Below are 24114 nucleotides of genomic sequence, written 5' to 3'. Positions count from 1 at the left end.
CGCGCCGGTCAGCTCTTCAGGAAGGCGAGCAGGTCCTTGTTGACCTGGTCCTGGAGGGTGGCGGTCAACCCGTGCGGCGCGCCCGGATAGTAGATCTCCTGGACGTTCGCGATGAGCTGGGCGGTCTTCCGGGCCGAGTCCTTCACCGGGACGATCTGGTCGTCCTCGCCGTGCATCACCAGCGTCGGGACGTCGAACTTGGCGAGGTCGTCCCGGAAGTCGGTCTCGGAGAACGCCTTGATGCTCTCGTACGCGTTCTTCATGCCGGCCTGCATGCTCCAGAGCCAGAACTGGTCGAGGATGCCCTTGGAGACCGTCGCCCCGGGCCGGTTCGCGCCGTAGAACATCTGGGCCAGATCCTGGTAGAACTGCGACCGGTCGGCGAAGAGCTTGGCGCGCAGCCCGTCGAAGACGTCGATCGGCAGCCCCTCGGGGTTGTCCGGGGTCTGCACCATGATCGGCGGTACGGCGGAGATGAGCACCGCCTTGCTCACCCGGCCGGTGCCGTACCGGCCGATGTAGCGGGCCACCTCACCGCCGCCAGTCGAGTGACCGACCAGCGTGACGTCGGTCAGGTCCAGCGCGTCCAGCACCGCGGCGAGGTCGTCGGCGTACCCGTCCATGTCGTTGCGGGCCGAGGCCTGACCGGACCTGCCGTGTCCCCGGCGGTCGTGCGCGACGACCCGGAAGCCCTGCTGCGCCAGGAACAGCAACTGGCCGTCCCAGGCGTCCGCGCTCAGCGGCCAGCCGTGCGAGAAGGTCACGACCGGACCGGAACCCCAGTCCTTGTAGTAGATCTCCGTGCCGTCCATCGCGGTGACGAAGCCCATCACTACCCCCCGTGCGTCATGATCGCTGCCTGCCCTGACCTGTCCGACCGACCGGTCGGAATCACCGCCGGACGGCCGGCGGTGATGCGCCGACGTACCCGATTAGACACAGGCCGGGTGGGCCGCAGGGCGATTTGACGGAATCCAGCCGTGCCGCGACCGTGAACACGAGCTGTTCGGGCGGGCGCCGACCGCCGGACGTCCCGCACTCCGCGGCGCGGGTCGGCCGGGCGAGCTGTCAGGCCGGGCCGGCGAACTGTTGCAGCTTGTCCGGATTCACCACGATGAACAGGCGCTCGATCCCCCGTTCGGTGGCCTGCAGGGCGAGCAGGGCCTCCGGGGTCCCGTCGGCGGCCGCCACGAGCAGACTCTCCGCGCCGTTGGCCGGGACGAGCCGGATCACCGAGTCGCGCCAGTACTTCCGCAGCACGTTGTCCAGCAGGGTCGTCACCCGGGCCGCGCCGTGCAGATCCTTCCGCGAGGCGTGCACCCGTCCTCCGCCGTCGGAACTGGCGACCACGTCGTCGGCGAGCAGCCGCTCCAACGCGGCCAGGTCCCCGCCCCGAGCCGCCGCCACGAACGCCTCGACCAGCCGCCGGTGCTCGGCCCGGCCGACCGGTGCCGACCGGGCCGAGGCCAGGTGCCGGCGGGCCCTGCTCAGCAGTTGCCGGGCATTCGCCTCGGTCGTCCCCAGTACCTCGGCGACCTGCCGGTGGGCGTAGTCGAAGGCTTCCCGCAGCACGTACGCCGCCCGCTCCGCCGGGGCGAGCTTCTCCAGCAGCAGCAGGACCCCGAACTCCAGCCCCTCCGCCCGCTCCGCACCGAGCGCCGGATCGGCGGCGGTGTCCACCGGCTCCGGCAACCACTGCCCCACGTACGTCTCCCGGCGCGCCCGGGCCGCCGTCACCGCGTTGATCGCCAACCGGGTCGTCGTGGTGGTGAGGAACGCCGCAGGGTTGCGCACGCTCCGCCGGTCCGTCCGCTGCCAGCGGAGCCAGGCATCCTGCACGATGTCCTCGGCGTCGCCGACAGTACCGAGCATCCGGTAGGCGATCCCGAACAATCGTCCCCGGATCGCCTCGAAGTCGACCACATCGTCGGTCTGGACGGCTTGTCCGTCGCTCGCAGGCTGCACGACGCCATCGTCCACAGGTTCGGGGGCAGATGGCAAAACCCGGCCCGCGCCCGATCGACGAACCGGGTCCGGTGGCGGGCCCGACCTCCGGCCGGCACCGCGGGCCGGCCGCAGGTCGGGCAGACAACGCCGAGGCGCTTCGGCGACTACCGCCCGCCCCCGTCCACCGCGCGCACGTCCGCCAGCCGGATGCGACCGGTACGGGCCGCACCGAGCGGAACCAGCGCGTCGTCGGCCACCATGGCGCCGAAGTATCCGGCGGCGGGGTCGGTCACCACCTCCCGGGGGTCCTGCCCCGCGCGCAGCACCGACCGGATCACCTCGTCGAGGCGGGACCGCTCGGGGCCGGCCACCTCGACGATGCCGCCGACCGGGGCGCCGAGCGCGACGTCCGCCACCGTGGCCGCAACGTCGGCGGCGGCGATCGGCTGGAAGAGCACCGGCCCCAGGCGTACGGTGTCGCCGACGGTCCCGGTGGCGGCGATGGCGTCGAGGAACTCGAAGAACTGCGTGGCGCGCACGATCGAGTACGGGATCGGCGACGCCGCGATCAGCCGCTCCTGCGCCACCTTCGCCCCCATGTAGCCGATGTTCGGCATCCGGTCCGCGCCCACGACCGAGAGCGCCACGTGGTGGCCCACCCCGGCGGCCGCCTCGGCCGGGAACAGGTTGCGGGCGGAATTCTCGAAGAACTCCCGCGCGGCGTCCGGGTCGAAGGACGGCGAGTTCGACACGTCCACCACGACCTCGGCGCCGTCGAGCGCCACGGCCAGCCCTTCGCCGGTGACCGCGTTCACCCCGGTCTTCGGAGACGCCGCCACCACCTGGTGGCCCTGCGCGGCGAGCAGTTCCACGACCTTGCTGCCGATGAGTCCGCTGCCGCCGATAACGACGATCTTCATATTGGTCCTCTGGTTGTCTCCCGTGGCGCCGGACAGGCGCCCTGTCGCCCACAACGACCAGGCAGGGCGGTGATCTGTGACAGCGGCGGGCCGGCCGCCGCCGGCTCCTGTCTCCCCCGGCGGAGAGCCTCGACACATACCCGGGACCCATGTGCCACATCCCGCTGCCCGGTAGCGACCTGATCGGCCTGCCCGTGCGGGAATATCCGGTCCTCTGCAGCGCCGGTCGCCGTGGGGCGCACGCCCGTGCGGCAGTGGCGGTGGCGTGGGGAGCGTCACGAACAGGTTCCGGTGGCCGGCCGACGTCTGTCACCCGGCGGGGGTGGTACCCCGGTCGCCGGCGAAGGCGACCATGGGAGCGGGTGCCGCCGCACCTGCGGCGACCTGCCGCCACCCTCTCCACACATGAAAATGATTGTCATCATGGGCAGTCTCTGTGCGGTGCTGGCCGCCACCGGCTGCGCCGAGGGCCAGGCCGACACACCGAATGGTCCGAGCGGCCAGGCCAGCCCGGTCGAGCTGACCAACTGTGGACTCCCGCTCGCCATCACCGCGCCGCCCCGGCGCGCGATCGCACTGGAACAGAACGCCACCGAAATCATGCTCAGCCTCGGCCTCGCCGACCTGATGGCCGGCACCAGCTACCAGACCGACCCGGTGCTGCCACAGTTGCGCCCGGCGTACGAACAGGTGCCGGTACTGGCCAGGTTGTACCCGTCCCGGGAGGCGGTCCGCGCGGCGAACCCGGACTTCGTCTACTCGACCTACACCTCCGGGTACGCCCCGGACGCCGCCGGCTCCCGCGCCGACCTGGCGAGGCTCGGCGTGCCCGCGTACCTCTCCAGGTTCGCCTGCGAGAACCCGGCGGACGCGATCCCGACGGTCAGCTTCGACGGCATCTTCGGGGAGATCCGCGACATCGCCGCCGTCTTCGGCGTACCTGATCGGGGCGAGAAGCTGATCCGTGAACAGCAGGGCAGGCTGGACACGGCCCGCGGCACGGTCCCGACGAGCACGCCGAACGCCACCGGTCAGCCGACCGGCAGCCCTTCGCTGCTCTGGTACTACTCCGGCACCACCACCCCGTACGTGGCCGGGCACGGCGGCGTGCCGGACGCGGTCAGCTCGCTGCTCGGGGCCCGCAACGCCTTCACCGACGTCAGCCAGAAGTGGCCCGCCGGCAACTGGGAGGAGATCGCCGAAGGCAACCCGGACGTGATCGTGCTGGCCGACCTGACCCGGGGCGGCGACAGCGACATTGCCGAGTCGAAAATCGACTTCCTGCGCCGCAACCCGGTGACGTCCAAGCTGGCCGCGGTGGTCGCCGGACGCTTCGTCACCGTGCCCGGCTCGTCGATGGATCCGTCGATCCGCAGCGTCGAGGCGGCCGAACTGGTCGGCGCGGGCCTGCGCGGGTTCGTCCGATGACCCCGCCGGACACCTCCGACGCCAGCACGCCGGCCACCGAGGCCCTGGACCAGTCGGCCGCCCGGCGCCTGCTCCGGCTCTGGGACGACCAGCAGTCCGGCTACGTGGCCCACCGCGAACTGCGGTTCGAGGCGATGTTCGACGTGCTGCGGCTGCACTGTCCGGACGACCCGACGATCCTGGACCTGGCCTGCGGCCCCGGCGCGATCACCGACCGGGTACTGGCCAGCTTCCCCAGGGCCGCCGCCGTCGCGGTCGACTACGACCCGATCCTGCTGCGGGTCGCCCGGGGCGTGCTCGACGGGTACGGCCCGCGCGCCGAGGTGCACGACGTGGACCTGGTGACCGACGACTGGAAAAGGCACTGGCCGGACGGTGCGTCGACGCCGTACTCAGCTCCACCGCGCTGCACTGGCTCTCACCGGAACAGCTGCTGCGCGTCTACACCGCCGCGGCACGGCTGCTGCCGGCCGGTGGTGTGCTGCTCAACGCCGACCACCTCCGGTACGGCGACTCGACGCCCACGCTGCGCGACATCGCGCACCGGCACGACGCGCTGGTGCAGCGGCAGACGTTCGCCGCCGGCGCGCCGGACTACTCCGCCTGGTACGCCGAGGCGGCCCGCCATCCGGAACTGGCCGAACTGGCCGTGGAGCGGGAACGGCGGTTCGTCGATCGGCCGCCGCAGGCCCTCGCCCCGCTGGAGTTCCACCTCGCCGCCCTGCGCGCGGCCGGCTTCGCCGAGGTCGGAACGGTCTGGCAGTACCTCGACGACTACGTGGTGTTCGCTCGCCGATGAACCCGCCGGCCGCACCACCCCTCGCCCCGGCACCTGGTACCGGTGCCGGGGCAGGACGCTACTCGTCCACCCCGGCCGGTGCCTGGCGGCCCGGTGGCCGGCACGTCCTGCCGCTGGCCGGGTTCCTGCTGCTGCTCAGATCGCCGCAGCGGTCGCCGTGGGTTCGGCCGAGTTGTCCGTCAGCGACGTGCTGCGGGCCGTGGGTACCCATCAGGGTCTGCCGGTCCGCCCGCTGCCCCCGTTGCCGGACAGCATCGTGTGGGACCTGCGACTGCCCCGGGTGCTGCTGGCCGCGCTGGTGGGTGCCGGGCTGGCGGTGTGCGGCGCGGTGCTCCAGGCGCTCACCCGCAACCCGCTGGCCGACCCGTTCCTGCTCGGCGTCTCCTCCGGCGCCTCCACCGGTGCCGTGGCGGTGCTGGTGCTCGGAGTCCACATCGGCACCGGTCCGGTCGACCTGACCACCGGCGCGTTCGGCGGCAGCGTGGCCGCGTTCGGCGCGGTACTGCTGCTGGCCGGCCGGCGAGCCGGCGAGCCGACCCGGATCGTGCTCGCCGGAGTCGCCGTCTCACAGCTGTTCAGCGCGGTGACCAGCCTGATCGTGATTTCCGACGCCCAGGGCCAGGACACCCGCAGCGTGACGTTCTGGCTGCTCGGTTCGCTGACCGCCGCGTCCTGGCCGGCGGTGGCGCTCTGTGCCGTGGTGGCCGGCGCCGGTCTGCTGGTCTGCTGGGCCGCCGCGACGGCGTTGGACGCGTTCGCGTTCGGCACCGACACCGCACGGTCGCTCGGCTTCTCCCCCGGGCGTACCCGGCTGCTGCTGTTCGGCGTCACCGCGCTGGTGACGGCTACGCTGGTCGCCGTGAGCGGGGCGATCGGTTTCGTCGGGTTGACCGTGCCACACGCGGTACGGCTCGTGATCGGCTCGCGGCACCGTACCCTGCTGCCCACCTGCGCGGTCACCGGCGCGATCTTTCTGATCTGGGCGGACACCGCGGCGCGCACCGTCTTCTCGCCGCAGGAACTGCCGGTGGGTGTGCTCACCGCGCTACTCGGGGTGCCGGTGTTCGGCCTGGTCATGCGCTGCCGGGCGGAGACTCCGTGACCGGCCCGCACACCGCCGGCCAGGACACGGACACCGTCACCGGACCGGACACCGCCGGCCGGGGCGCCACCGGCAACGGGCGGGCAAACGGAGTTGGCCGCCTCGCCGGTCTTCGTCGACCACGTCGGGACGGCGGCGACGGGCACGCCGTGGGCGCGGGGCCGGCGAGGCTGCGGGCGGAGCGGGTCGGCTGGGGCGTACCCGGCGTACGGATCCTCGCCGAGGTGGCGCTCACCGCCGAACCGGGCGCCACGGTCGGACTGCTCGGGCCGAACGGCTCCGGCAAGTCGAGCCTGCTGCGACTGCTGGCCGGGCTGGCCCGGCCCGACTCGGGGCGGGGTACTGCTCGACGACGCCGCCCTGGGCACGCTGCCCCGGCGCGGGCTGGCCCGGCGCATCGCGGTGGTCACCCAGCAGGCCGCCACCGACGTGGAGATGTCCGCCCTGGAGGTGGTGCTGCTGGGCCGGATCCCGTATCGGCCGCGCCTCGCCGGGACCGCCACCGCCGATCTGGCCCTGGCCCGGCACGCGCTGGCCGAGGCCGGCCTGGCCGGTTTCGAGCAGCGGCGCTGGTCCAGCCTGTCCGGCGGGGAGCGGCAGCGGGTGGACCTGGCCCGCGCCCTGGTGCAGGAGCCGGACCTGCTGCTGCTCGACGAGCCGACGAACCATCTCGACATCCGGCACCAACTGGAGCTGCTGCATTTTCTGGCGGAGTCGGCGACCACCGTCGTGGTGACCCTGCACGACCTCAACCTGGCCGCGCAGTACTGCGACCGGCTGGTGCTGTTGCACGCCGGCCGGGTGGTCGCGGCGGGTACCCCCGGCGAGGTGCTCACCGCGGATCGGATCGCGGAGGTCTACCAGGTACGCGCGGAGGTGAACACCGCCGCCGACGGCCGGCCCCGGATCCGGTACCGCTGGCCGGGGGCCGGAACCGGTGGCCGCTGACCGGCCTGGCGGGCGGACCCGGGTAGCACGATCGGAAACCTTGCAAACCCGCACGGCGTCGGCCAGAACCGGACAGTGCTCACAGCAGACCCGCGTTGCCGGCCAGGGCAGCCGCCTCGGTCCGGTTCGACACGCGCAGCTTGCGCAGCAACGATGCCGTCAGTCGCTTCACCGTGCGCTCGGAGAAGTTCAGCTCTTCAGCGATTTCCACCGTGCGACATCCCTTCGCAATAAGCTGCAGGAGACGGCGTTCCTCGTCGTCGAGGGTGGCCGTCGCCGGCAGGCCGTTGTACACGGGGCGGAGCAGGGCTGCGAGCAGGCCGGCAGGTAGCACTGCCCACCCGTCCAGGATCGCCAGTAGCGGCGGCAGCAACTCCTCGGGCTCGCTGCTCTTCGGCAGGTAGCCCTCCGCACCGGCGCGCAGGGCCTGCACCATGAGGTCGATCTCGTCGAGCCCGGAGATCGCGACGATCCGTACCCGGGGTGTGGTTCGGCGGATGGCGGCGATGGCCCGGATCCCGCCCGGTCGCGGCATGTGCAGGTCGACCAGGGCCAGATCGGGTACGCAGCGGCGGACCGTCGCGGCGGCCGCGGAGGCGTCACCGGTCGATCCGACGACCCGCGCCCGTCCCTGGGTACTGGCCGGAAGCAGGAGTTCGAGGCCACGGACGAAAAGAGGATGGTCATCGACCAGTACGAGCCGGAGGGTTGCGGATTCGGACACCCGGCGGCGTTTCCCGCTCTGCGCCCGATCATGCCCGTCCAGCCGGAGACCGCCCATCGCGCCGGTATCCGGGCTCGACGGCCCCGGCGGCCCCGGGACGCCGCCTCCGGCCGGCCGTTGTTCGGCAACCTCGGCAGGGCGATCATGGGTCGGCTGTCGCTGCTGACCGAAGGCCGGATCAGCCGCCAGGTATGGGAATCGGCCAGCCCCGGAGCCGGAACGCCGGAGTTTTCCCGGCCACCCGCACCGGGCGGTCACGCGCTGCTGCTGCGGATGTTCTGTCACGAACTGCGGTCACCGATCGAGTCACTGCGCTCGCTGACCCGAGCCCTCGCCGAGGAGTCGGGAACGCTGAGCCCCGATGAACGACGTGGCATGGCCACGCTGGCGCGGGAACAGGCGGCACACCTGGCCGGGCTGTGGCGGCAGGCGGTGTCGATGACGCAGAGCCTGGCGGAGCCGGTCGACCGGCTGGTCCCGCTGAGCCAGGTCCTGCCGACCGCGATCCCGGCCGGGGCGCCGCCCCGGTTGACGGTCCGGCTCTCCCGTGGCGCCGGTGGCCGGCTGGTACCGGCCCACCGGGTCCGTCAGATCCTGCTGAACCTGGTGGACAACGCGCTGCGGCACGGCCCTGCCGAGGGCCGCGTCCGGGTGTCCGCCTCGGTGCGGGCGGGATTCCTGATGCTGGTCGTCGCCGACGAGGGCCGGTCCTGCCGTCCCCTGCTGGCCGCGCTGCGCCGGGCCGCGCCGCCACCCGGGATCTCCGGACTGGGGCTGTGGATCGTGCGACACCTGGTCGCCGCCGAGGGCGGCACGATCACGGTGTGCCGCGCCGCGCAGGGAATCGCGGTACGGGTGAGTCTGCCCGCACGGCACTGCCGCTCCGGTTCCGGAAGTGCCGGCGCCCGCTGGCCCTCCGGGGCCGCCGGTTGACCCGACCGGGCCACCGCGACGGGTACCCGGGCACGGTCTGCCACTTCTACCAGGAGGACACCGTGTTCAGCCACGTCAAGGACCTGCAGTTCGAGGCCAAGCCCGATGCGCCCGACGCCGCCTTCGCCCGGCGCCTGCAGGAGGTGCTCGGCGGCAAGTGGGGAGAGATGACGGTCGCCAACCAGTACCTCTTCCAGGGCTGGAGTTGCCGGCTGCCCGGCAAGTACAAGGATCTGCTGCTCGACGTCGGCACCGAGGAGATGGGGCACGTCGAGATGATCTGCACGATGATCGCCCGCCTGCTGGACAGTGCTCCGCTGTCCTTGCAGGAGGCGGCCGCCGAGGACAACCCGATGCTGACCGCGATCTACTCGGGGTCGAATCCGGCGCACTTCATCCACTCCGGCGGTGGCCCGCTGCCGGTGGACAGCAGCGGCGTGCCGTGGAACGGAGCCTTCATCACCGCCAGCGGCAACCTGCTCGCCGACTTCCACCTCAACGTCACCGCCGAGGCGCAGGGCCGGCTCCAGGTCGCCCGGTTGTTCCACATGACCGACGACCCGGGTGTCAAGCAGATGCTGCGGTTCCTGCTGGCCCGCGACACGATGCACCAGAACATGTGGCTCGCCGCGATCGAGCAGCTCAAGGACGACGGTCTTGAGGAGATGCCGGTCCCGGAGGCGTTCCCCGACGCGGAGCAGGAGAACCAGTTCGCCTACCAGTACATCAACTTCTCCGCCGGGGAGGAGGCGGCCGAGGGACGGTGGGCCGCCGGCCCGAGTCCCGACGGCAAGGGGCAGTTCAGCTACCAGGCGAGCCCGACCGCGCACGCGGGGGCGCCGGTACTTCCTCCGGGCGACCCGCGCCTGCACAGCACGCCACCGTCCGGCACCTGACGGGCAGCCGCGTCACCGTCCTGTCCCGTTCCGCCGCGCCGGTCCGTCGCCACCACGGCGGATCGGCGTGGCCACCGTCCGGAAGACACAACCATGATCGAGTTATTCGCCCGCCCGTTGGCGGATGCGTTCATGCAGGTCGGGGTCTACGTCGCGGTGATGGTCGCGCTGTTCGGCTGGCTGCGCTGGCGGTACGGCGACCGGGTCACCGACCACCTGACCCGGCGCCCCCGGCTCGGCCCCCTGGTCGGCGCGTTACTCGGGGTCAGCCCGGGCTGCGGCGGTGCCATCATCCTGATGCCGCTGTACGCGCGCGGCAAGGTCTCCTTCGGGACGGTCGTGGCCGCCCTGGCGGCAACCATGGGGGACTCGTCCTGGGTGGTCATCGCCGCGGATCCGGTGGTCGCACTCAAGATCCATGCCCTGCTCTTCGCCGTAGGCCTGGCCACCGGGTACACCGTGGACCTGCTCGGCGTCGACCCGGCCAACGCCGTCCGGCCCCGCACCGGGAGGTGGACCCGGCGGGTGACCGCCGCGCGGGCATCCGAAGCGGGCCTGCCGGCGGGCGCCGTGCGGCCGTACCCCGCGGCTCGGGCCGGCGCCGACGACCGAGCGGGAGCCGCCGGCACCTGTCCGGCGTCGGTGACAGTGGCCGTGGCCCTGGCGCCGGGCGCGGTGCCGGGGCGCCCGGTCCGGATGTCCCTGGTGTTCTGGGGGCTCACCATGCCCGCCTTCCTGGTGTCGGTACCGGTCGTGTTCCACGCCGTCGACCCGCAACGCCTCAGCGGCGCGCTCGGCGGAATCGACCCCTACCTCGCGCTCGGCTGCTGCGGAACGCTGGTCGCGCTGCTCATCTTCGCCGCCGGACGAGGCCGCTTCGCCGACGACACGGTCGCCACCGCCACCCCGGCAAGCAGACGGGACGCCATGCGACACAGCGCCCACGAGGCCTCGTTCATCACCGTCTGGGTCGCGGCGGCCTACCTCGGCTGGCAGGTTCTCAGCACCACCACCGGTTTCGACGGCTCCCAACTGGCGTTCGCCGGAATGGTCGGGGTGCTCGTCGGCGCGCTGATCGGGCTCATCCCCGGCTGCGCCGTCCAGATCGTCTTCACCGGCATCTTCGTCAGCGGCGGCCTGCCCGTGACGACACTGGTGGCCAACGCGATCAGCCAGGACGGGGACGCCCTGATCCCACTGGCGGCACTGCGCCGCCGCGCCGCCGCGACCGCGACCGTGATCACCACCATCCCGGCCATCCTGGTCGGACTGGCGCTGCTCGCACTGCTCGGCTGAATACGACAGAAATGCACCAAGCGCGCCGAGGACCGTGCCGACCGCGAAGACCGTCAACGTTCGTACCACCCGATCCGGCCGAACGACAGCTCCGGCACCGGCGGGAGTCCGCGTACGGCGCCGCCGGACAGCTCCGGCGCCCGCGCTCGAAGCCGGCGCACATGGAAGCCGCCGCGCCGGGAAACAGCAGCGTAGGCGAGGTCGACCGGAGGAGGGTGACGAACGTGACAGCAGGCGTGAAGCAGGACGTCCTGGACCTGCTGGTCGAGCAGCACAAGCAGATCAAGACGCTGTTCGGTCAGCTCGGCCGTGCCGAGGGAACTCAGAAACGGGAGCTGTTCGAGGATCTGGTCCGGCTGCTCGCCGTGCACGAGAGCGCGGAGGAGATCGTCGTGCACCCGACCGCCAAACGCAAGATCGACCGAGGCGACACCGTCACCGGGCAACTCCGGCACGAGGAGGACGAGGCCAAGCACGAACTGGCCGCCCTCTACGACCTCGGCGTCGACCATCCCGAATTCGACAGGCGGCTGTCGAAATTCGCCGACGCGGTCGTCGCACACGCGGCCCGGGAGGAGACGGAGGAGTTTCCGTCACTGCGTCGCAACCTCTCCGCGGCCCAGCTCGGTCGGATGGCCGGCGCCCTGCGCGCGGCCGAGGCGATGGCTCCGACCCGCCCGCACCCGCGTAGCGGCGAGTCCGCATCGGCGAATCTGATCGCCGGTCCACCCATGGCCGTCTTCGACCGGATCCGCGACGCCGTACGCGACTGGCGCGAATCGCAGCGCGATCAGGACTGAAGCTCTTCCACCCCACCTACCGATCCACGACCGTACGCCCGCTCGGGCTCCGTCCCGAGGGGCGGCACGGTTACGCGGTCAAGGCGATGTACTTCTCCTCGAGGAACTCCAGGATGCCTTCGGAGCCACCTTCCCGGCCGAGGCCGCTCTGCTTCACCCCTCCGAACGGGGCGGCCGGGTCACTGACCACGCCCCGGTTGACGGCGACCATTCCCACTTCGAGGCGGCGGGCGACGGCGACCGCTTCCCGTTCCTCGCCGAAGACGTACGCCATGAGGCCGTAGACGGTGTCGTTCGCCATCCGGACCGCGTCGTCCACGTCGTCGAAGCGGACCACCGCGGTGACCGGCCCGAAAATCTCGGTCGTGTTGATCGTGGAACCGTGCTTGACCTCGGTGAGCAGTGTCGGGTCGTAGAAGGCGCCGTCGCCCGAGGCGTTACCGCCACGCAGCAGCTTCGCCCCGTCCGCCACAGCGGTTTCGACAAGGGCCGCCACCTTGTCGCGCTCCGGCACCGAGACGAGGGCACCGAGATCGTTCGAGCGGTCGAGGCCGGGGCCGACCGTCATCCCGGCGAGCGCGGCGTCCATCCGCGCGACGAAGTCGTCGTGCAGCGAGGTGTGCACGTAGAACCGGTTGGCGGCGGTGCAGGCCGAGCCGCCGTTGCGCATCTTGGCGAGCAGGGCGCCCGTCACCGTCGCGTCCAGATCCGCGCCGGGCAGCACGATCAGCGGGGCGTTGCCACCGAGTTCCATCGACGTACTGACCACACTGTCCGCGCACGCGCGCAGAAGCTCTCGGCCGACCTCGGTCGAGCCGGTGAACGAGAGTTTCCTGACCTCGGGACGGTCGATCATCCGCCGCACCGGCGGGCCGGTCGGCACCGGAGTCACCAGGTTCACGACCCCCCGCGGCACACCGGCCCGGCGCAGTACCTCGACGATGTAGGCCGCGGTGAGCGGGGTCTCCCGGGCGGGCTTGAGAATCGTCGTACATCCCGCCGCGAGCGCCGGAGCGAGCTTACGGGTCGCCATCGCGGCGGGAAAGTTCCACGGAGTGATGAGCAGCGACACCCCGATCGGCTGCCGGTCGACGACGATCCGCTTGTCGCCCGCCGGAGAGAGCCGGTACTCGCCCGGCACTCGCACCGCCTCCTCGGCGAACCAGCGGAAGAACTCCTTCGCGTAGTGCGCCTCGCCGATGGCGTCCGCCCAGGACTTGCCGTTCTCCCGCACCATGATCTCGGCAAAGGTCTCCACCTCGGCCGTGAGGATCTCGTAGGCGCCGCGGAGCAGCTCGCCGCGGTCCCGGGGAGCGGTGGCGGCCCAGGTCCGCTGCGCGGCCGCCGCCGCGTCGACGGCGTCCATGCAGTCGCTCTCGCTGGCGACCGCGAAGCGGGCGATGGTGGACAGGTCGGCGGGGTCGACGACGTCGAAGCGCCGGTCGCCCGTACCCGGTCGCCATTGCCCGTCGATGAACAGGTCGGTGTACAGGGTCATGTGACGCTCCGATCCATCAGCACTCCGTCATGGCCTCGGTCCAGGTACGCCGAGCAGGACGTCTCGTCCGGACCACCCGCGTCGGGGGGAGCCGGCGCCCCCGACGCCGTCTGCCGCGCCGCGCGGCTGCTCAGGCAACGAATCCGCCGTCCACCGGCAGGACGACCCCGCTGACGTGACTCGCCCGGTCGCTGAGCAGGAACGACACCGCCGCGCCGACCTGCGTGCCGGTTCCGGCCCTGCGCAACGGCGTTGCCGCGATCCGGGCCTCCACCCCGCCGGGGATCGCGAGCCGCGTCCGGGCGAGCATCGGCGTCTCGGTGGGGCCGGGGGCGATCACGTTCACCCTGATGCCGAGCGGCCCGAAGTCGTGGGCCGCGGTGCGGGTCAGACCGATGACGGCATGCTTGCTGGCCTGGTAGGCGCCCATGCCGGAGCTGCCGCGAAGGCCGCCGATGCTGCTCATGTTGACGATCGAGCCGGAACCCCGCGCCCGCATGGCCCGGACCTCCTCCCGGACGCAGAGCCAGGTCCCCTTCACGTTCACCGCCATGATCTGGTCGAAGTCCTGCTCCGGCACCTCGTCCAACCGACCCGCCTGAGTCATCGCCGCGTTGTTGAAGGCTCCGTCGAGCCGACCGAACCGCTCGACCGTCTCGTCGACGAACCGGGTGACGTCCGCCGCCGACGCGACATCACCGGTGGTGTAGCCGACGTCGTGCCCGTCCTTCTCCAGTTCCGCGGCGATCGCGGCGAGCGGCGCCTCGGTGCGGGCGACGAGCATCAGTGCCGCGCCGTCCGCGGCGAGCACCCGGGCGGTGTCCGCGCCGATACCCGCACTCGCCCCGACGACCAGGACGACCCTGCCGGCCAGTGATTCAGACATGGGTTCCCTCCCCGCCGCCGGCATGGCGGATCACGCCGCCCTGCCGTTGGTCATACCATCATACAATCTAACTACCGCTACCCCGGGACGAGGTGTGATGACCGATCCGAAACGCGACCTTCTCGCGGCGGCTCACCCGGAGTCGTTCGACCGTCTGCTACGCGGGGCGATCGACGTCCACGTGCACGGTCAGCCCGACCTGTCGGCCGGACTGCCGAACCGTGGCGACGACCTCGAGGTGGCGCGGTTGGCGCACGAGTACGGCATCTCGGGTTGGGTCCTCAAGTCCCATCTGTGGGCGACGATGGACCGGGCCCGGGCCCTGCGACGGGCGATGGCCGGGTCCACGTTCACGGTTTACGGCAGCATCACCCTGAACCCGCCCGTCGGCGGTCTGGAACCCAGCATCGTCGAACTCGCCGCCGCGCACGGTGCCCGGGTGGTGTTCCTGCCGACCTGGGGTGGCGCGGCCGACGTGGCCCGCGACGGGTACATCAGCGCACTGCTGCGGCACGTCTCGCCCTCCTTCGGCGAATACAGCGCCCGGACGGCGATCACACTCTGCGACGCCAACGGTGCCCTCTCCGGCCGGACGCGGGCGGTCATCGACGCCTGCCGCGCGCTCGGCCTCGCGCTGGCCACCGGGCACGCCTCGATCGAGGAGAGCCGCGCGGTCGCCGCGTACTGTGCCGAGATCGGGCAACAGCTGCTCATCACCCACCCGCTGCACTACACGACGGATCCGGCGCGGCTGCGCGAGTTCGCCGACCTGGGCGCGTACCTCGAGTTCTGCAACGCGCCGCTGGTGCACCCGGACGGGCACCTGACCGTCCGGGACGTGCACGAGGCGCTCTGCGCCGTCGGGCCGGAGCGGGCGATCCTCACCACCGACGTCTTCTCCCGCTGGGTACCACCCGAGCCGGAGTGCCTGCGGATGTTCGTCGAACAGCTCGCCTACCTCGGCTGGACCGCCGAGCAGATCGCCACGATGGTCGCCACCAATCCCCGCGCATTCCTGGGAGAGAATTCTTGACGCTTCCGCGCGGCCGGAAGCCGGGGGATCTCTGGCTCGGACCGCACGAGAGCACCGCCCCGGAAGGAGGTGATCGCATGTCTCACGTCGTCGGCACCAGCACGGTCACGCTCTGCCGTGGCGAGAACCAGCGACACCGCCCCCACTCGGCCAACAGCGCCGCCTCGGCGGTCGCGCCGGGACGCAACCGGTAGGTGTACCGCACCGTCTCGCCCACAACCGGAAGCATCCCAGCCCCATCCGACAGTTCCGCCCACACAGAGGAGCCGACACCATGCCGACAACCAACACCACGCCCGAACGCCCATTCCTCCCCATGGCCAAAGCCAGGGGTTTCGCGGGCGGCTTCTGATGAGAGTCAACGACGTCGATCCCGCGGACATGACCGACGAACAACGGGCGCTGTACGAGTACTACACGACCGGGCCGCGCGTGGCGCCGGAGAGCCCGTTCTCGCTCGTCGGTCCGGACGGCCGGCTCCAGGGCCCACCGGCGGTCTGGATCCTCAGCCCCGGGTTCGGCCACGCGCTGCAACAGATCGGCAGCGCGGTCCGGTTCGGCTCGCGGCTGCCCGCCCGGGCCCGCGAGATCGCGATCCTGCTCGTCGGCCACCACCACCGCAGCGCCTTCGAGCTCTACGCGCACACCCGCGCCGGGAAGGCCGCCGGGCTCTCCGATGCCGACCTGGCGGCACTGGCCGACAACCGCGAGCCGGCCGACATGTCCGATGTGGAGGGATGCGTCTTGCGGACGACCCGGGCGGTCCTCGACCGCGGCACGCTGGACGACGACGAGTTCCGCGACGCGGCCGGCGTGCTCGGCGAGCCGGGATTGCTCGAACTGGTCACCATCGTCGGCTACTACAACATGGTGGCCTGGCAGCTCGCCGTCTTCGACGTTCAGCCGGCGGCCTCGTGAACCACTCGATCTGGATCCTCGAGTACGGCTACGTCGACCGGTTCCCGGCCAGCAACCTGTTCGCCGGGCAGCCGAACGAAGGGCACCGGCGGATGCCGTACTGCTTCGGGCTGGTGCGTTCGGCCGACCACTGCGTACTGGTGGACACCGGCTTCGCGGACCCGGCGATCTACGACCGGCTCACCGCCAAGTACGGCGACACGCGATGGTCCGCTCCGGTGGACGTGCTCGCCCGGGTGGGCGTCCACGCCGAGCAGGTCGACACCATCCTGCTGACCCACAACCACTTCGACCACGCCGGCTGCGTCGACGCGTTCCCCGCGGCGCACGTCTACATCCAGCGGCGGGAGATCGAGTGCTACCTCGCCGCGGCCGCCCGGCCCGCCCGGTTCGAGTTCCTGACCCGGTCGTGCCAGGCGGACCTGCCGCAGCGGCTGGCCGCCCGCACCGCCACGCTGGTCGACGGGACGGCCACGGTCACCGACGGCGTCGAGCTGCGGCCGGCACACGACACCCACACCGCCGGCTCGCAGGTGGTCGCGGTCACCAACGCCGCCGACGGCACGTGGGTGTTCGCCGGCGACAACGTCTACAGCTACCAGAACCTCGAGGGCCTGCGGGGCGACGGCGTACTCGCCCCGATCGCCATGACCACGGGCAGCGCCGCCGGCTGGCTCGACTTCGCCGACGAACTCCTGGCCGGTGTCGGCGGGGACACCCGGCGGATCCTGCCCTTCCACGAGGCGGCGGTGTGGGACCGGTTCCCGTCCGCGGTGTTCGACGACGGCCTGCACGTCGCGGAGGTGTCGCTGGCCGGCGGACATCCCAGCGCGGTGTCCGCCGTCTAGGGCCGTGTCCAGCACCCCAGCGCGGTGTCCGCCGCCTAGCGCCGCCGTCTGGCCCCTGAGCGCGGTGTCGCACCCTAGCGCCGTGTCCCGCACCTCCTAGCGCGGTGTCCGCAGCCCGAGCCGGGAGATGAGCCGGGTGGCGATGGCGTAGCTGAGATGGCCGCCCGGCCACTGCGTCACGTTGTGGCCGGCCGGGTCGTGGTAGTAGTTGTGGCAGCCGGAGTTCATCGCCGAGGCGTTGGTGGACATCCGCCGGTCGAGCCAGGCGACAAAGCGGCGCGCCACGGCCGGCGACGTGTCGACACTGCGCCGCCGGGTCCGTTCCAGCCGCCGCACGGCCCGGACGACGACCTCGGCCTGCCGTTCGAGCTGGGCGATGATGGAGACCCCGCCGTTGGTGTTCGGGCCGTACAGGATGAAGAAGTTGGGAAAGCCGGGCACCGTGATGCCCAGGAAGGCGCTGGCGCGCTCGCGCCAGGCGTCGTGGATGCCGCGCCCGTCGCGGCCCTTGACGTCGAGGCTCGCCAGGAACCGGGTCGGCTGGAAGCCGGTACCGAGGATCAGCACGTCGATGTCCCGGGCCGTCCCGGTCGAGTCGACCACCCCGGTCGGGGTCACCCGGCTCACCGCGTGCGGTACCAGTTCCACGTTGTCGCGGTTGAGCGAGGGATAGAAGGTGGACGAGATGACCGGCCGCTTGCAGCCCCACGGATAGTCCGGCGTCACCGCCGCCCGGGTGGCCGGGTCCTGGACGGCGTCGGCGATGAACCGCTCGCACGCCTCGCGCATCCGCCGCTGCCGGCGGGAGCCGACGTCGTAGCCCTTGAACCGCCGATTGCCCTGGTGGAAGATCCAGGCCCGGTGCAGCCGCTGGGCCAGCGGCACGTTGCGGTAGAACCACCGCTCGCGCGGGCTGAACTCACGCTCGTTCTTCGGCTCGATCCAGCCGGGCTCGCGCTGGAAGACGTGGACCTTCCCGGCGTACGGCGCGATCGACGGAACGATCTGCACGGCGGTCGAACCGGTGCCGACCACCGCGACGGACTTGCCGGTGAGGTCGTGCTCCTCCCAGCGCGAGGTGTGGAAGCACGGGCCGGTGAAGGTGTCGAGTCCCGGCCAGTCGGGATAGCGCGGCACGTTGAGCAGGCCGAGCGCGGAGATGACGACGTCGAACTCCTCGCTGTCGCCGTGCTCGGTCGACAACCGGTAGCAGCTCGTCGACTCCTCCCACACCAGGTCGGTGACCCGGGTGTTCAGCCGCAGGTGCGGGGTGAGGCCGAAGCGCTGCACCACGTGCTCGGCGTACGCGAGCAGCTCCGGCTGGGTCGCATGGGTACGCGGCCAGTCGTATTTCAGGAAGGAGAACGAGTACGCGTGCGAGTGCACGTCGACCTCGCACCCGGGGTACCGGTTGTCGAACCACGTTCCGCCGACCCCGGCGGACTGCTCGAAGATCACGAACGTGGCCGAGGTGCGCTTGCGGAGCTTGACCGCGGCGGCGATGCCGCCCAGCCCGGCGCCGATGATGGCGACCCGGATCGGTTCCCGCCCGCGCCTCATCGGGTCGCCGGCGCCGGGTAGTCGTCGGCGTTGAACACCCAGCCCTCCATCGCGGAGAAGTCGAAGCGCGGCGGGCAGAACACGTCGATGAGGTGGTTGGTGCCGGGGCCGACGGCCTCGCTGGTGTGCAGGGAGGGCGGCGGGATCACGGTGACCGCCGGGGCCAGCACGGTCTCGTGCTCGTCCGCACGCCAGTTGGCCTTGTTGGTGGTCCACGGCCACCTGATGTGGTGCACGTACTCCCCCGCCAGCACGATCGAGCACTGCTCGAAGTCGTCGTGCTTGTGCGGTGAGAGCTTCGCCGGGTCGCGCGGCCCCTGCTTGGGGTCGATGAAGTTGACCATGAAGGTGGTGCAGCGGTAGAGCCGGAACGGCGGGTTCGCCAGCGGCGGCACGGTCAGGTCGTAGCTGCGGACCCGATAGCCGCCGGCCGGCTCGGGCCAGGGCTGGAACGGGGGGATGTTCTCGTGCGGCTCGGCGTAGGACTCGGCGTTGGCGGCGAGCGCGGCGACGTCGGCCGACCGCGTGGTCAGCAGCCGCAGCACCCGGCCCTTTCCGGTGACCGTCACCGTGCTGTCCCCGGGCGGCACGACGAGCATCGTCTGACCGCTCGCCGACACCTCCTCGCCAAGCGACCGGACGGTCGCGGCGAGTCCGCCGTCGGCCAGCAGCACCACGTACTCGTCCGGCTGTCCGGCCCGGCTGAAGGTGGTCGTGCCGTCCAGTTCGGAGTAGCCGACGACGAAGTTCTGGCCGCGGGCGTACCAGGTCGAGAGTTCCCCGGTCTTCTCCGCCGGGGCCAGGTCGCGGAACTTGACGTGCTCGGAGCCGGAGAACCGCTCGGGCGCCGTCGCCGTGGCCGTACTCGACGGCAGGGTGGAGCGCAGATCGGTGGAGTCGTACGCCATGGGGGCTCCTTAGGCGGATCGGCTGCGGAGGTCGGCGACGACGGATGCCGCGGCGCTCCTCAGCAGGCTGGTGTCGTTGCTGACCATCACGTACCGGTAACCACGGTCGGCGGCCGCCTGCGCCTGGGCCGCCGTCTGCACCGCGGTGCCGGCCGGCACTCCCCGCTCGTGCGCGGCGGTCAGCAGCCGGTCGACCAGCTTCTGGATCTCGGGGTCCGACTGCGGCAGGCCGGACGACAGTTGCAGGTCACCCATGCCGAGGAAGACCCCGTTGAGACCGGCGACGTCGAGGATCCCGTCGGCCGCCTCGATCGCGGCGCGCTCCTCCAACTGGACCGCGCGCATGACCTCCTCGTCGCCGAACCGCAGGTACTCCTCCCGGGGGGTGCCGCCCCACCTCCCGGCGCGGGACGTTGTCCCGAGCCCACGGTCACCGGCGGGCGGGAAGAGCATCTGCCGGACCGCCGACGCGGCCTCCTCGACGGAGGTCACCCGCGGCACCAGGATGCCGTCCACGCCGACGTCGAGCAGCCGTTGCAGGTGGCTGCCGCTGCGGTCGGGGACGCGCACCAGGACCGACATGCCGGCGCCCTGCGCCACCACCGTCGCCTGGTAGGCGAACTCGAATGTGAGCGGCGCGTGCTCCTGGTCGATGACGATGAAGTCGAATCCGGCGTCAGCCAGGATCTCGACCGGCTCAAGCGCCGGAATCTTGACCCAGGTGCCGACCAGACACCGGTCGACTGAAGCCAGCCGGCGTGCGAAACCCAACCGTGCCATGATGCTCCTCACGAGGGGTTTTGGGTTTCGAGATTGTAGCATCGTCATACGATCTGAAACAACGGTGCGGCGCGCCGGAACACCTTTCCACCGGCGGGCTCTCGCTGGGTACGATGTCAAACACAACAGCCGGGAGAGCGCGGACAGGGAGGGCGGCAGTGACACGAGCCAACGCGTTGCGTGTGGAGCGGACCCCAGCTCTCATCCGCGCACAGGTGCTGGAAAACCTGCGCCAGGCGATCCTCGACCGCCGGCTCGCGCCGGGTCAGCGTCTGATCGAGCGTGAGCTGGTGACGCTCACCGGCGTCTCCCGCACCAGCGTCCGCGAGGCGTTGCGCGAGCTGGCCGCCGAGGGACTCGTCACCGCGATCCCCAACAAGGGCACCGTGGTGACCAGCGTCAGCGCCGAGGAGGCCCGCCAGCTCTACCAGGTGCGCTCGGCGCTGGAGGCCCTGGCCGGCCGGCTCTTCGTCGAGCACGCCAGCACCGCCCAGCGCAAGGCGCTGGTCCGCGCGCTGGAGAAGGTCGACCGGCTGGCGGCGAAGGGCGCACCGATCCTGACCGCGAAGGACGCCTTCTACGACGTGCTGTTCGAGGGTGGCGGCAACCTCGCGCTGCGGTCGGTGGTCGGCAGCCTGCACGCCCGGGTGAGCGTGCTGCGGTCGCTGTCACTGTCGGTTCCCGGCCGGCTCGAGCACAGCGTCAAGGAGCTGCACGCGATCGTCGACGCCGTTCTGGCCGACGACGCCGACGCCGCCGCGGCAGCCTGCGCCCGGCACGTCGAGGAGGCCGGCCGCGCCGGGCTGATCGCCCTCGCCGAGCAGGACGGGGCGTAACCGCCACCTGCGCACCATCGACTTCGTCCGCTTCCATCTGTTCCGCAAAATTGTATGATGGTCGTACGCTGTGCCTCCCCCATCGACCTCAGACAGGAGCGGTCCATGAGTGATGACGAGAGCCGGCTCGAGCGCGGCGACAGGGTTCGGCGCGAGGTGCTCGGCGACGCCCACGTGGACCGGTCGATGAAGCAGGCCACCGACTTCAACCAGGTCGTGCAGGAGTACGTGACGGCGAGCTGCTGGGGCGACGTATGGTCCCGGCCCGGGCTCGACCGGCGCACCCGCAGCCTGCTCAACCTGGCGATGCTGACCGCGCTGAACCGCCCGCACGAGTTCTCGGTGCACGTCCGTGGCGCGCTCCGCAACGGCTGCACCGAGACGGAGATCCAGGAGGTGCTGTTGCAGACCGCCGCGTACTGCGGCGCACCGGCCGCCCTGGAGTCGTTCCGGCACGCCGCGCGGGTGATCGAGGAGGTGCGGCAGGAGTCGGCCGCGGTCGACGGCGAGCCGGTCGGGGTCACCGCCGCGTGACCCGGCGCACCGGCGCCCGGGTCGTCGCGGAAATGCTCGACGGCTACGGCGTGACACACGTCTTCCTGGTTCCCGCGATCCTCCGCCGCACCCTGGCCGAGCTGGAGCGGCACCACCCGCACATCGCCCGGGTGGTGACACACGGTGAGAAGGCCGCCGCCTACATGGCCGACGGATACGCCCGGGTGTCGGGCCGCCCGGGGGTCGCCGCGGCGCAGGTGGTCGGGGCGTTGAACCTCGCCGCCGGGCTGCGCGAGCCGTTCCTGGCCGGATCCCCGGTGGTCGCCCTGACCGGCGGCCGGTCCCCGGCCACCAAGTTCCGGCAGGTCTACCAGGAGATCGACGACCTGCCCGCGTTCGAGCCGGTGACCAAGTTCAACGCGACGATCGACGACGCGGACCGGTTCCCCGACATGCTCCGGCACGCGTTCCGGGTAGCCACCAGCGGCGCGCCCGGCCCGGTCCACCTGCAGATCCAGGGCAACGAAGGGCAGCTCGACACGGCGCAGACCGACGCCGAACCGATCGTGGAGCCGGGCTTCGCCCAGGTACCACCGGTACGCCCCGGGCCCGACGACGAGAGCGTGGCGGCGGTGCTGCGGCTGCTCGCCGCGGCGGAACGGCCGGTCGTGGTCGCCGGCGGCGGGGTGCGGTCCTCCCGCGCCGGCGCCGAACTGGTGGCTCTGGCCGAGGCGTTGCGCGTCCCGGTGGCCACCTCGGCGAACGGCAAGGACACCATCCCGGGCACGCATCCGCTCTCGGCCGGCGTGGTGGGAACGTACTCGCGGGAGTGCGCGAACCGGGTGGTCGCCCGCGCCGACCTGGTCTGCTTCATCGGCACCGGAACCGGCAGCATGACCACGCACTTCTGGGCGGTACCCCCGATCGGCACCCCGGCGGTGCAGATCGACCTCGACCCGACGCACCTCGGCCGCAACTACCCGCTGCGTGCCTCCATCGCCGCCGACGCGAGAGCTGCCCTCACCCGGATGCTGGCCCTGGCCGCCCAGCACGCGCAGCCGGACCGCACCGCCTGGCTGACCGAAGTGGACAGGCTCAGGGCGGACTGGCGTACCCGCTACCGTGAGGTGTTGACCAGCGACGCGGTGCCGATCCGACCGGAACGCATCTGCGCCGAACTGACCGCCGGGCTGCCGGGCGACGCCGTCCTGGTGGTCGACACCGGGCACGCCGGGATGTGGATGGCCCAGTTCCACGACACCACCTCGGCGGAGCAGAGCTACCTGCGCAGCGCCGGCCACCTGGGCTGGGCGTTCAGCGCGGGCGTGGGCGCCAAGTGCGCCGCGCCCGACCGGCCGGTGGTCGTCTTCACCGGCGACGCGGGCCTGTATTACCACCTCGGCGAGATCGAGACCGCCGTCCGCCGGAAGGTCAACCTCGTCACCGTGGTGAACAACAACCATGGCGGCAACCAGAGCCGGCGCGGCTTCGACCGGGCCTACGGCGGGCAAGCCACCGAACGGTCCCGCGAGCTGTGGACGTACCACGAGGTGGACTTCGCCCGGATCGCCGAGGAGATGGGGGCGCTGGGCATCCGGGTGGACCGGCCGGGCGACCTGGCCACGGCGCTCGACCGGGCGCTCTCCGCCGAGCGCCCGGTGGTGGTCGACGTGCACACCGACATCGACGTGGTCGCTCCGCTGCCGGTCGGCTGATCAGGAGTCGCCGTAGAGCGAGCGGTCGTACCCGGCGAAGTCCCAGGCACCGGCGCCGCCCGACGGCCGGACCGTGCTCACGATGCTCGCGCCACCGTCGACCGATACCACCTCGCCGGTCATGTAGGCGGCGTCGTCGCTGAGCAGGAACGCCACCACGCCGGCGATCTCGTCGCCGGTGCCGGCCCGCCGCAGCGGCGTGCTGCTCGCCCGCCGTGACATGTCGTCCCGGCCGCCGGCCACGTCCGGTGTGGCGGCGAACAGGTCGGTGGGGACGATGCCCGGCGCGACCGCGTTCACCCGGACCCCCAGCGGGCCGCCGTACATGGCGGCGCCCCGCAGGATCCCGAGCACGGCGTGCTTGGAGGTCTGGTACGCCAGCAGATCCGCGCTGCCCCGCAGGCTGCCGATGGAGCCGGTGAGCACGATGTTCCCGCCCCCGCCCTGGGCGGCGAACCTGCGGAAGGCCGCCTGGACACCCAGGAAGACGCCCCGGACGTTCACCGCCATGACGCGGTCGAACTCGGCCACGGTCAACTCGGGCAGCGTGGCGAACGAACCGGGGATGCCGGCGTTGAGGTGATGCAGGTCGATCCGGCCGAACCGGTCGACGGCGGCCTGCACGTACGCCGCCACGCCGCCCTCGGTCGACACGTCGGCGCCCACCCAGGTCCCCTCGGTGCGGAGCGACTCGGCGACCGTGCGCGCGCCGGCCTCGTCGGTGTCCACCGCGACGACGCACACGCCCTCGTCGGCGAGTCGCCGGGCGGTGGCCGCACCGATACCACCGGCCGCGCCGGTCACCACCGCCACCTTACCGGCAAGTCCGCGCATGTCGATCCCC

Annotated in this window: 25 protein-coding genes and 1 pseudogene; 15 read left to right on the top strand and 11 right to left on the bottom strand. The window is 71.8% G+C overall.

Going from position 1 to position 24114, the window contains the following annotated elements:
- Positions 1–8 precede the first annotated feature (8 nt).
- From R6Y94_RS10130 to R6Y94_RS10120, 3 genes are all read right to left on the bottom strand, one after another.
- The gene (locus R6Y94_RS10130; protein WP_318395539.1) at positions 9–830 is read right to left on the bottom strand and encodes an alpha/beta hydrolase; all 822 of its coding nucleotides are present in this window, start codon (positions 828–830) and stop codon (positions 9–11) included.
- A 238-nt stretch (positions 831–1068) separates the two neighbouring features.
- The gene (locus tag R6Y94_RS10125) at positions 1069–1965 is read right to left on the bottom strand and encodes an RNA polymerase sigma-70 factor (RefSeq protein WP_318395538.1); all 897 of its coding nucleotides are present in this window, start codon (positions 1963–1965) and stop codon (positions 1069–1071) included.
- 146 nt (positions 1966–2111) lie between these two features.
- The gene (locus tag R6Y94_RS10120; RefSeq protein ID WP_318395537.1) at positions 2112–2867 is read right to left on the bottom strand and encodes an SDR family oxidoreductase; all 756 of its coding nucleotides are present in this window, start codon (positions 2865–2867) and stop codon (positions 2112–2114) included.
- Between the two features lie 405 nt (positions 2868–3272).
- Here R6Y94_RS10120 and R6Y94_RS10115 point away from each other — a divergent pair, with 405 nt between their 5' ends.
- From R6Y94_RS10115 to R6Y94_RS45085, 5 genes and pseudogenes are all read left to right on the top strand, one after another.
- A complete protein-coding gene (locus R6Y94_RS10115; RefSeq protein WP_318395536.1) occupies positions 3273–4295 on the top strand; it encodes an ABC transporter substrate-binding protein in 1023 nt (340 codons plus the stop codon).
- Positions 4296–4773: 478 nt separating this feature from the next.
- Positions 4774–5094: a hypothetical protein gene (locus R6Y94_RS10110; RefSeq protein WP_318395556.1), complete on the top strand. Its 321-nt coding sequence runs from the start codon at positions 4774–4776 to the stop codon at positions 5092–5094.
- Between the two features lie 82 nt (positions 5095–5176).
- Positions 5177–6196 (top strand): FecCD family ABC transporter permease, encoded by a 1020-nt coding sequence (locus R6Y94_RS10105; RefSeq protein ID WP_318395555.1) that lies wholly within the window; start codon positions 5177–5179, stop codon positions 6194–6196.
- Positions 6193–6480 (top strand): annotated as a pseudogene (locus tag R6Y94_RS45090) (hypothetical protein); the annotation flags it as partial. The gene R6Y94_RS10105 and the pseudogene R6Y94_RS45090, both read left to right, overlap by 4 nt.
- Before the next feature lie 118 nt (positions 6481–6598).
- Positions 6599–7144, top strand: a complete 546-nt coding sequence (locus R6Y94_RS45085) for an ABC transporter ATP-binding protein (protein WP_412102730.1) — start codon at positions 6599–6601, stop codon at positions 7142–7144.
- Positions 7145–7223: 79 nt separating this feature from the next.
- Here the strand turns inward: R6Y94_RS45085 and R6Y94_RS10095 are convergent, their stop codons facing one another.
- Positions 7224–7868, bottom strand: a complete 645-nt coding sequence (locus tag R6Y94_RS10095; protein ID WP_318395534.1) for a response regulator transcription factor — start codon at positions 7866–7868, stop codon at positions 7224–7226.
- Positions 7869–7898: 30 nt separating this feature from the next.
- Between R6Y94_RS10095 and R6Y94_RS10090 the strand changes: the two genes are divergently transcribed.
- The 4 genes from R6Y94_RS10090 (at position 7899) to R6Y94_RS10075 (ending at position 11793) form a co-directional block, all read left to right on the top strand.
- Positions 7899–8801 (top strand): HAMP domain-containing sensor histidine kinase, encoded by a 903-nt coding sequence (locus tag R6Y94_RS10090; RefSeq protein ID WP_318395533.1) that lies wholly within the window; start codon positions 7899–7901, stop codon positions 8799–8801.
- Positions 8802–8863: 62 nt separating this feature from the next.
- Positions 8864–9697: a manganese catalase family protein gene (locus R6Y94_RS10085; RefSeq protein WP_412102729.1), complete on the top strand. Its 834-nt coding sequence runs from the start codon at positions 8864–8866 to the stop codon at positions 9695–9697.
- A gap of 93 nt (positions 9698–9790) precedes the next feature.
- On the top strand, positions 9791–10993 hold the full coding sequence (locus R6Y94_RS10080; protein ID WP_318395531.1) for a putative manganese transporter: 1203 nt from the start codon (positions 9791–9793) through the stop codon (positions 10991–10993).
- A gap of 224 nt (positions 10994–11217) precedes the next feature.
- Positions 11218–11793 (top strand): hemerythrin domain-containing protein, encoded by a 576-nt coding sequence (locus tag R6Y94_RS10075; RefSeq protein ID WP_318395530.1) that lies wholly within the window; start codon positions 11218–11220, stop codon positions 11791–11793.
- A 70-nt stretch (positions 11794–11863) separates the two neighbouring features.
- On the opposite strand, the gene R6Y94_RS10070 is transcribed toward R6Y94_RS10075, so the two are convergent.
- Both R6Y94_RS10070 and R6Y94_RS10065 read right to left on the bottom strand, forming a co-directional pair.
- Positions 11864–13291, bottom strand: a complete 1428-nt coding sequence (locus R6Y94_RS10070; RefSeq protein WP_318395529.1) for an NAD-dependent succinate-semialdehyde dehydrogenase — start codon at positions 13289–13291, stop codon at positions 11864–11866.
- A 130-nt stretch (positions 13292–13421) separates the two neighbouring features.
- Positions 13422–14177 carry an SDR family NAD(P)-dependent oxidoreductase gene (locus tag R6Y94_RS10065; protein ID WP_318395528.1) on the bottom strand — a complete coding sequence of 252 codons (756 nt, stop codon included), beginning with the start codon at positions 14175–14177 and terminating at the stop codon, positions 13422–13424.
- A gap of 97 nt (positions 14178–14274) precedes the next feature.
- Between R6Y94_RS10065 and R6Y94_RS10060 the strand changes: the two genes are divergently transcribed.
- Positions 14275–15210 (top strand): DUF6282 family protein, encoded by a 936-nt coding sequence (locus R6Y94_RS10060; RefSeq protein WP_318395527.1) that lies wholly within the window; start codon positions 14275–14277, stop codon positions 15208–15210.
- Positions 15211–15292: 82 nt separating this feature from the next.
- On the opposite strand, the gene R6Y94_RS10055 is transcribed toward R6Y94_RS10060, so the two are convergent.
- Positions 15293–15439, bottom strand: a complete 147-nt coding sequence (locus R6Y94_RS10055; RefSeq protein WP_318395526.1) for a hypothetical protein — start codon at positions 15437–15439, stop codon at positions 15293–15295.
- A gap of 152 nt (positions 15440–15591) precedes the next feature.
- Here R6Y94_RS10055 and R6Y94_RS10050 point away from each other — a divergent pair, with 152 nt between their 5' ends.
- Both R6Y94_RS10050 and R6Y94_RS10045 read left to right on the top strand, forming a co-directional pair.
- Positions 15592–16128 (top strand): carboxymuconolactone decarboxylase family protein, encoded by a 537-nt coding sequence (locus R6Y94_RS10050; protein WP_318395525.1) that lies wholly within the window; start codon positions 15592–15594, stop codon positions 16126–16128.
- Entirely contained in the window at positions 16125–16976 is an 852-nt protein-coding gene (locus tag R6Y94_RS10045) for an N-acyl homoserine lactonase family protein (RefSeq protein WP_318395524.1), read from the top strand. The genes R6Y94_RS10050 and R6Y94_RS10045 overlap by 4 nt, the downstream gene beginning before the upstream one ends.
- Before the next feature lie 96 nt (positions 16977–17072).
- Here the strand turns inward: R6Y94_RS10045 and R6Y94_RS10040 are convergent, their stop codons facing one another.
- From R6Y94_RS10040 to R6Y94_RS10030, 3 genes are read right to left on the bottom strand one after another with little or no spacing between them, the layout of a single operon-like run.
- The gene (locus tag R6Y94_RS10040; RefSeq protein WP_318395523.1) at positions 17073–18536 is read right to left on the bottom strand and encodes an NAD(P)/FAD-dependent oxidoreductase; all 1464 of its coding nucleotides are present in this window, start codon (positions 18534–18536) and stop codon (positions 17073–17075) included.
- A complete protein-coding gene (locus R6Y94_RS10035) occupies positions 18533–19444 on the bottom strand; it encodes a hypothetical protein (protein WP_318395522.1) in 912 nt (303 codons plus the stop codon). The genes R6Y94_RS10040 and R6Y94_RS10035 overlap by 4 nt, the downstream gene beginning before the upstream one ends.
- Positions 19445–19453: 9 nt before the next feature.
- Positions 19454–20215, bottom strand: coding sequence for an HpcH/HpaI aldolase family protein (locus R6Y94_RS10030; protein WP_318395521.1), 762 nt, complete (start codon positions 20213–20215; stop codon positions 19454–19456).
- A gap of 167 nt (positions 20216–20382) precedes the next feature.
- Here R6Y94_RS10030 and R6Y94_RS10025 point away from each other — a divergent pair, with 167 nt between their 5' ends.
- From R6Y94_RS10025 to R6Y94_RS10015, 3 genes are all read left to right on the top strand, one after another.
- Positions 20383–21060, top strand: coding sequence for a GntR family transcriptional regulator (locus R6Y94_RS10025; protein ID WP_318395520.1), 678 nt, complete (start codon positions 20383–20385; stop codon positions 21058–21060).
- Positions 21061–21165: 105 nt separating this feature from the next.
- Positions 21166–21594, top strand: a complete 429-nt coding sequence (locus R6Y94_RS10020) for a carboxymuconolactone decarboxylase family protein (protein WP_318395519.1) — start codon at positions 21166–21168, stop codon at positions 21592–21594.
- A complete protein-coding gene (locus tag R6Y94_RS10015) occupies positions 21591–23270 on the top strand; it encodes a thiamine pyrophosphate-binding protein (protein ID WP_318395518.1) in 1680 nt (559 codons plus the stop codon). The genes R6Y94_RS10020 and R6Y94_RS10015 overlap by 4 nt, the downstream gene beginning before the upstream one ends.
- On the opposite strand, the gene R6Y94_RS10010 is transcribed toward R6Y94_RS10015, so the two are convergent.
- A complete protein-coding gene (locus R6Y94_RS10010; RefSeq protein WP_318395517.1) occupies positions 23271–24104 on the bottom strand; it encodes an SDR family NAD(P)-dependent oxidoreductase in 834 nt (277 codons plus the stop codon).
- Positions 24105–24114 lie beyond the last annotated feature (10 nt).

It is taken from the genome of Plantactinospora sp. KLBMP9567, assembly GCF_033446045.1.
Taxonomy (GTDB): domain Bacteria; phylum Actinomycetota; class Actinomycetes; order Mycobacteriales; family Micromonosporaceae; genus Plantactinospora.
Note: the sequence above shows the minus strand (reverse complement) of the source record. Positions and strands in the feature narration are given on the sequence as shown.

Bases quoted from the DNA above. Each gene is read 5' to 3' on its own strand.
- R6Y94_RS10055 (WP_318395526.1), bottom strand. From the start codon at position 15,439: ATGCTTCCGGTTGTGGGCGAGACGGTGCGGTACACCTACCGGTTGCGT.
- R6Y94_RS10115 (WP_318395536.1), top strand. From the start codon at position 3,273: ATGAAAATGATTGTCATCATGGGCAGTCTCTGTGCGGTGCTGGCCGCC.
- R6Y94_RS10010 (WP_318395517.1), bottom strand. From the start codon at position 24,104: ATGCGCGGACTTGCCGGTAAGGTGGCGGTGGTGACCGGCGCGGCCGGT.
- R6Y94_RS10090 (WP_318395533.1), top strand. From the start codon at position 7,899: ATGCCCGTCCAGCCGGAGACCGCCCATCGCGCCGGTATCCGGGCTCGA.
- R6Y94_RS10130 (WP_318395539.1), bottom strand. From the start codon at position 830: ATGGGCTTCGTCACCGCGATGGACGGCACGGAGATCTACTACAAGGAC.
- R6Y94_RS10035 (WP_318395522.1), bottom strand. From the start codon at position 19,444: ATGGCGTACGACTCCACCGATCTGCGCTCCACCCTGCCGTCGAGTACG.
- R6Y94_RS10060 (WP_318395527.1), top strand. From the start codon at position 14,275: ATGACCGATCCGAAACGCGACCTTCTCGCGGCGGCTCACCCGGAGTCG.
- R6Y94_RS10020 (WP_318395519.1), top strand. From the start codon at position 21,166: ATGAGTGATGACGAGAGCCGGCTCGAGCGCGGCGACAGGGTTCGGCGC.
- R6Y94_RS10050 (WP_318395525.1), top strand. From the start codon at position 15,592: ATGACCGACGAACAACGGGCGCTGTACGAGTACTACACGACCGGGCCG.
- R6Y94_RS10120 (WP_318395537.1), bottom strand. From the start codon at position 2,867: ATGAAGATCGTCGTTATCGGCGGCAGCGGACTCATCGGCAGCAAGGTC.
- R6Y94_RS10040 (WP_318395523.1), bottom strand. From the start codon at position 18,536: ATGAGGCGCGGGCGGGAACCGATCCGGGTCGCCATCATCGGCGCCGGG.
- R6Y94_RS10080 (WP_318395531.1), top strand. From the start codon at position 9,791: ATGATCGAGTTATTCGCCCGCCCGTTGGCGGATGCGTTCATGCAGGTC.
- R6Y94_RS10065 (WP_318395528.1), bottom strand. From the start codon at position 14,177: ATGTCTGAATCACTGGCCGGCAGGGTCGTCCTGGTCGTCGGGGCGAGT.
- R6Y94_RS10070 (WP_318395529.1), bottom strand. From the start codon at position 13,291: ATGACCCTGTACACCGACCTGTTCATCGACGGGCAATGGCGACCGGGT.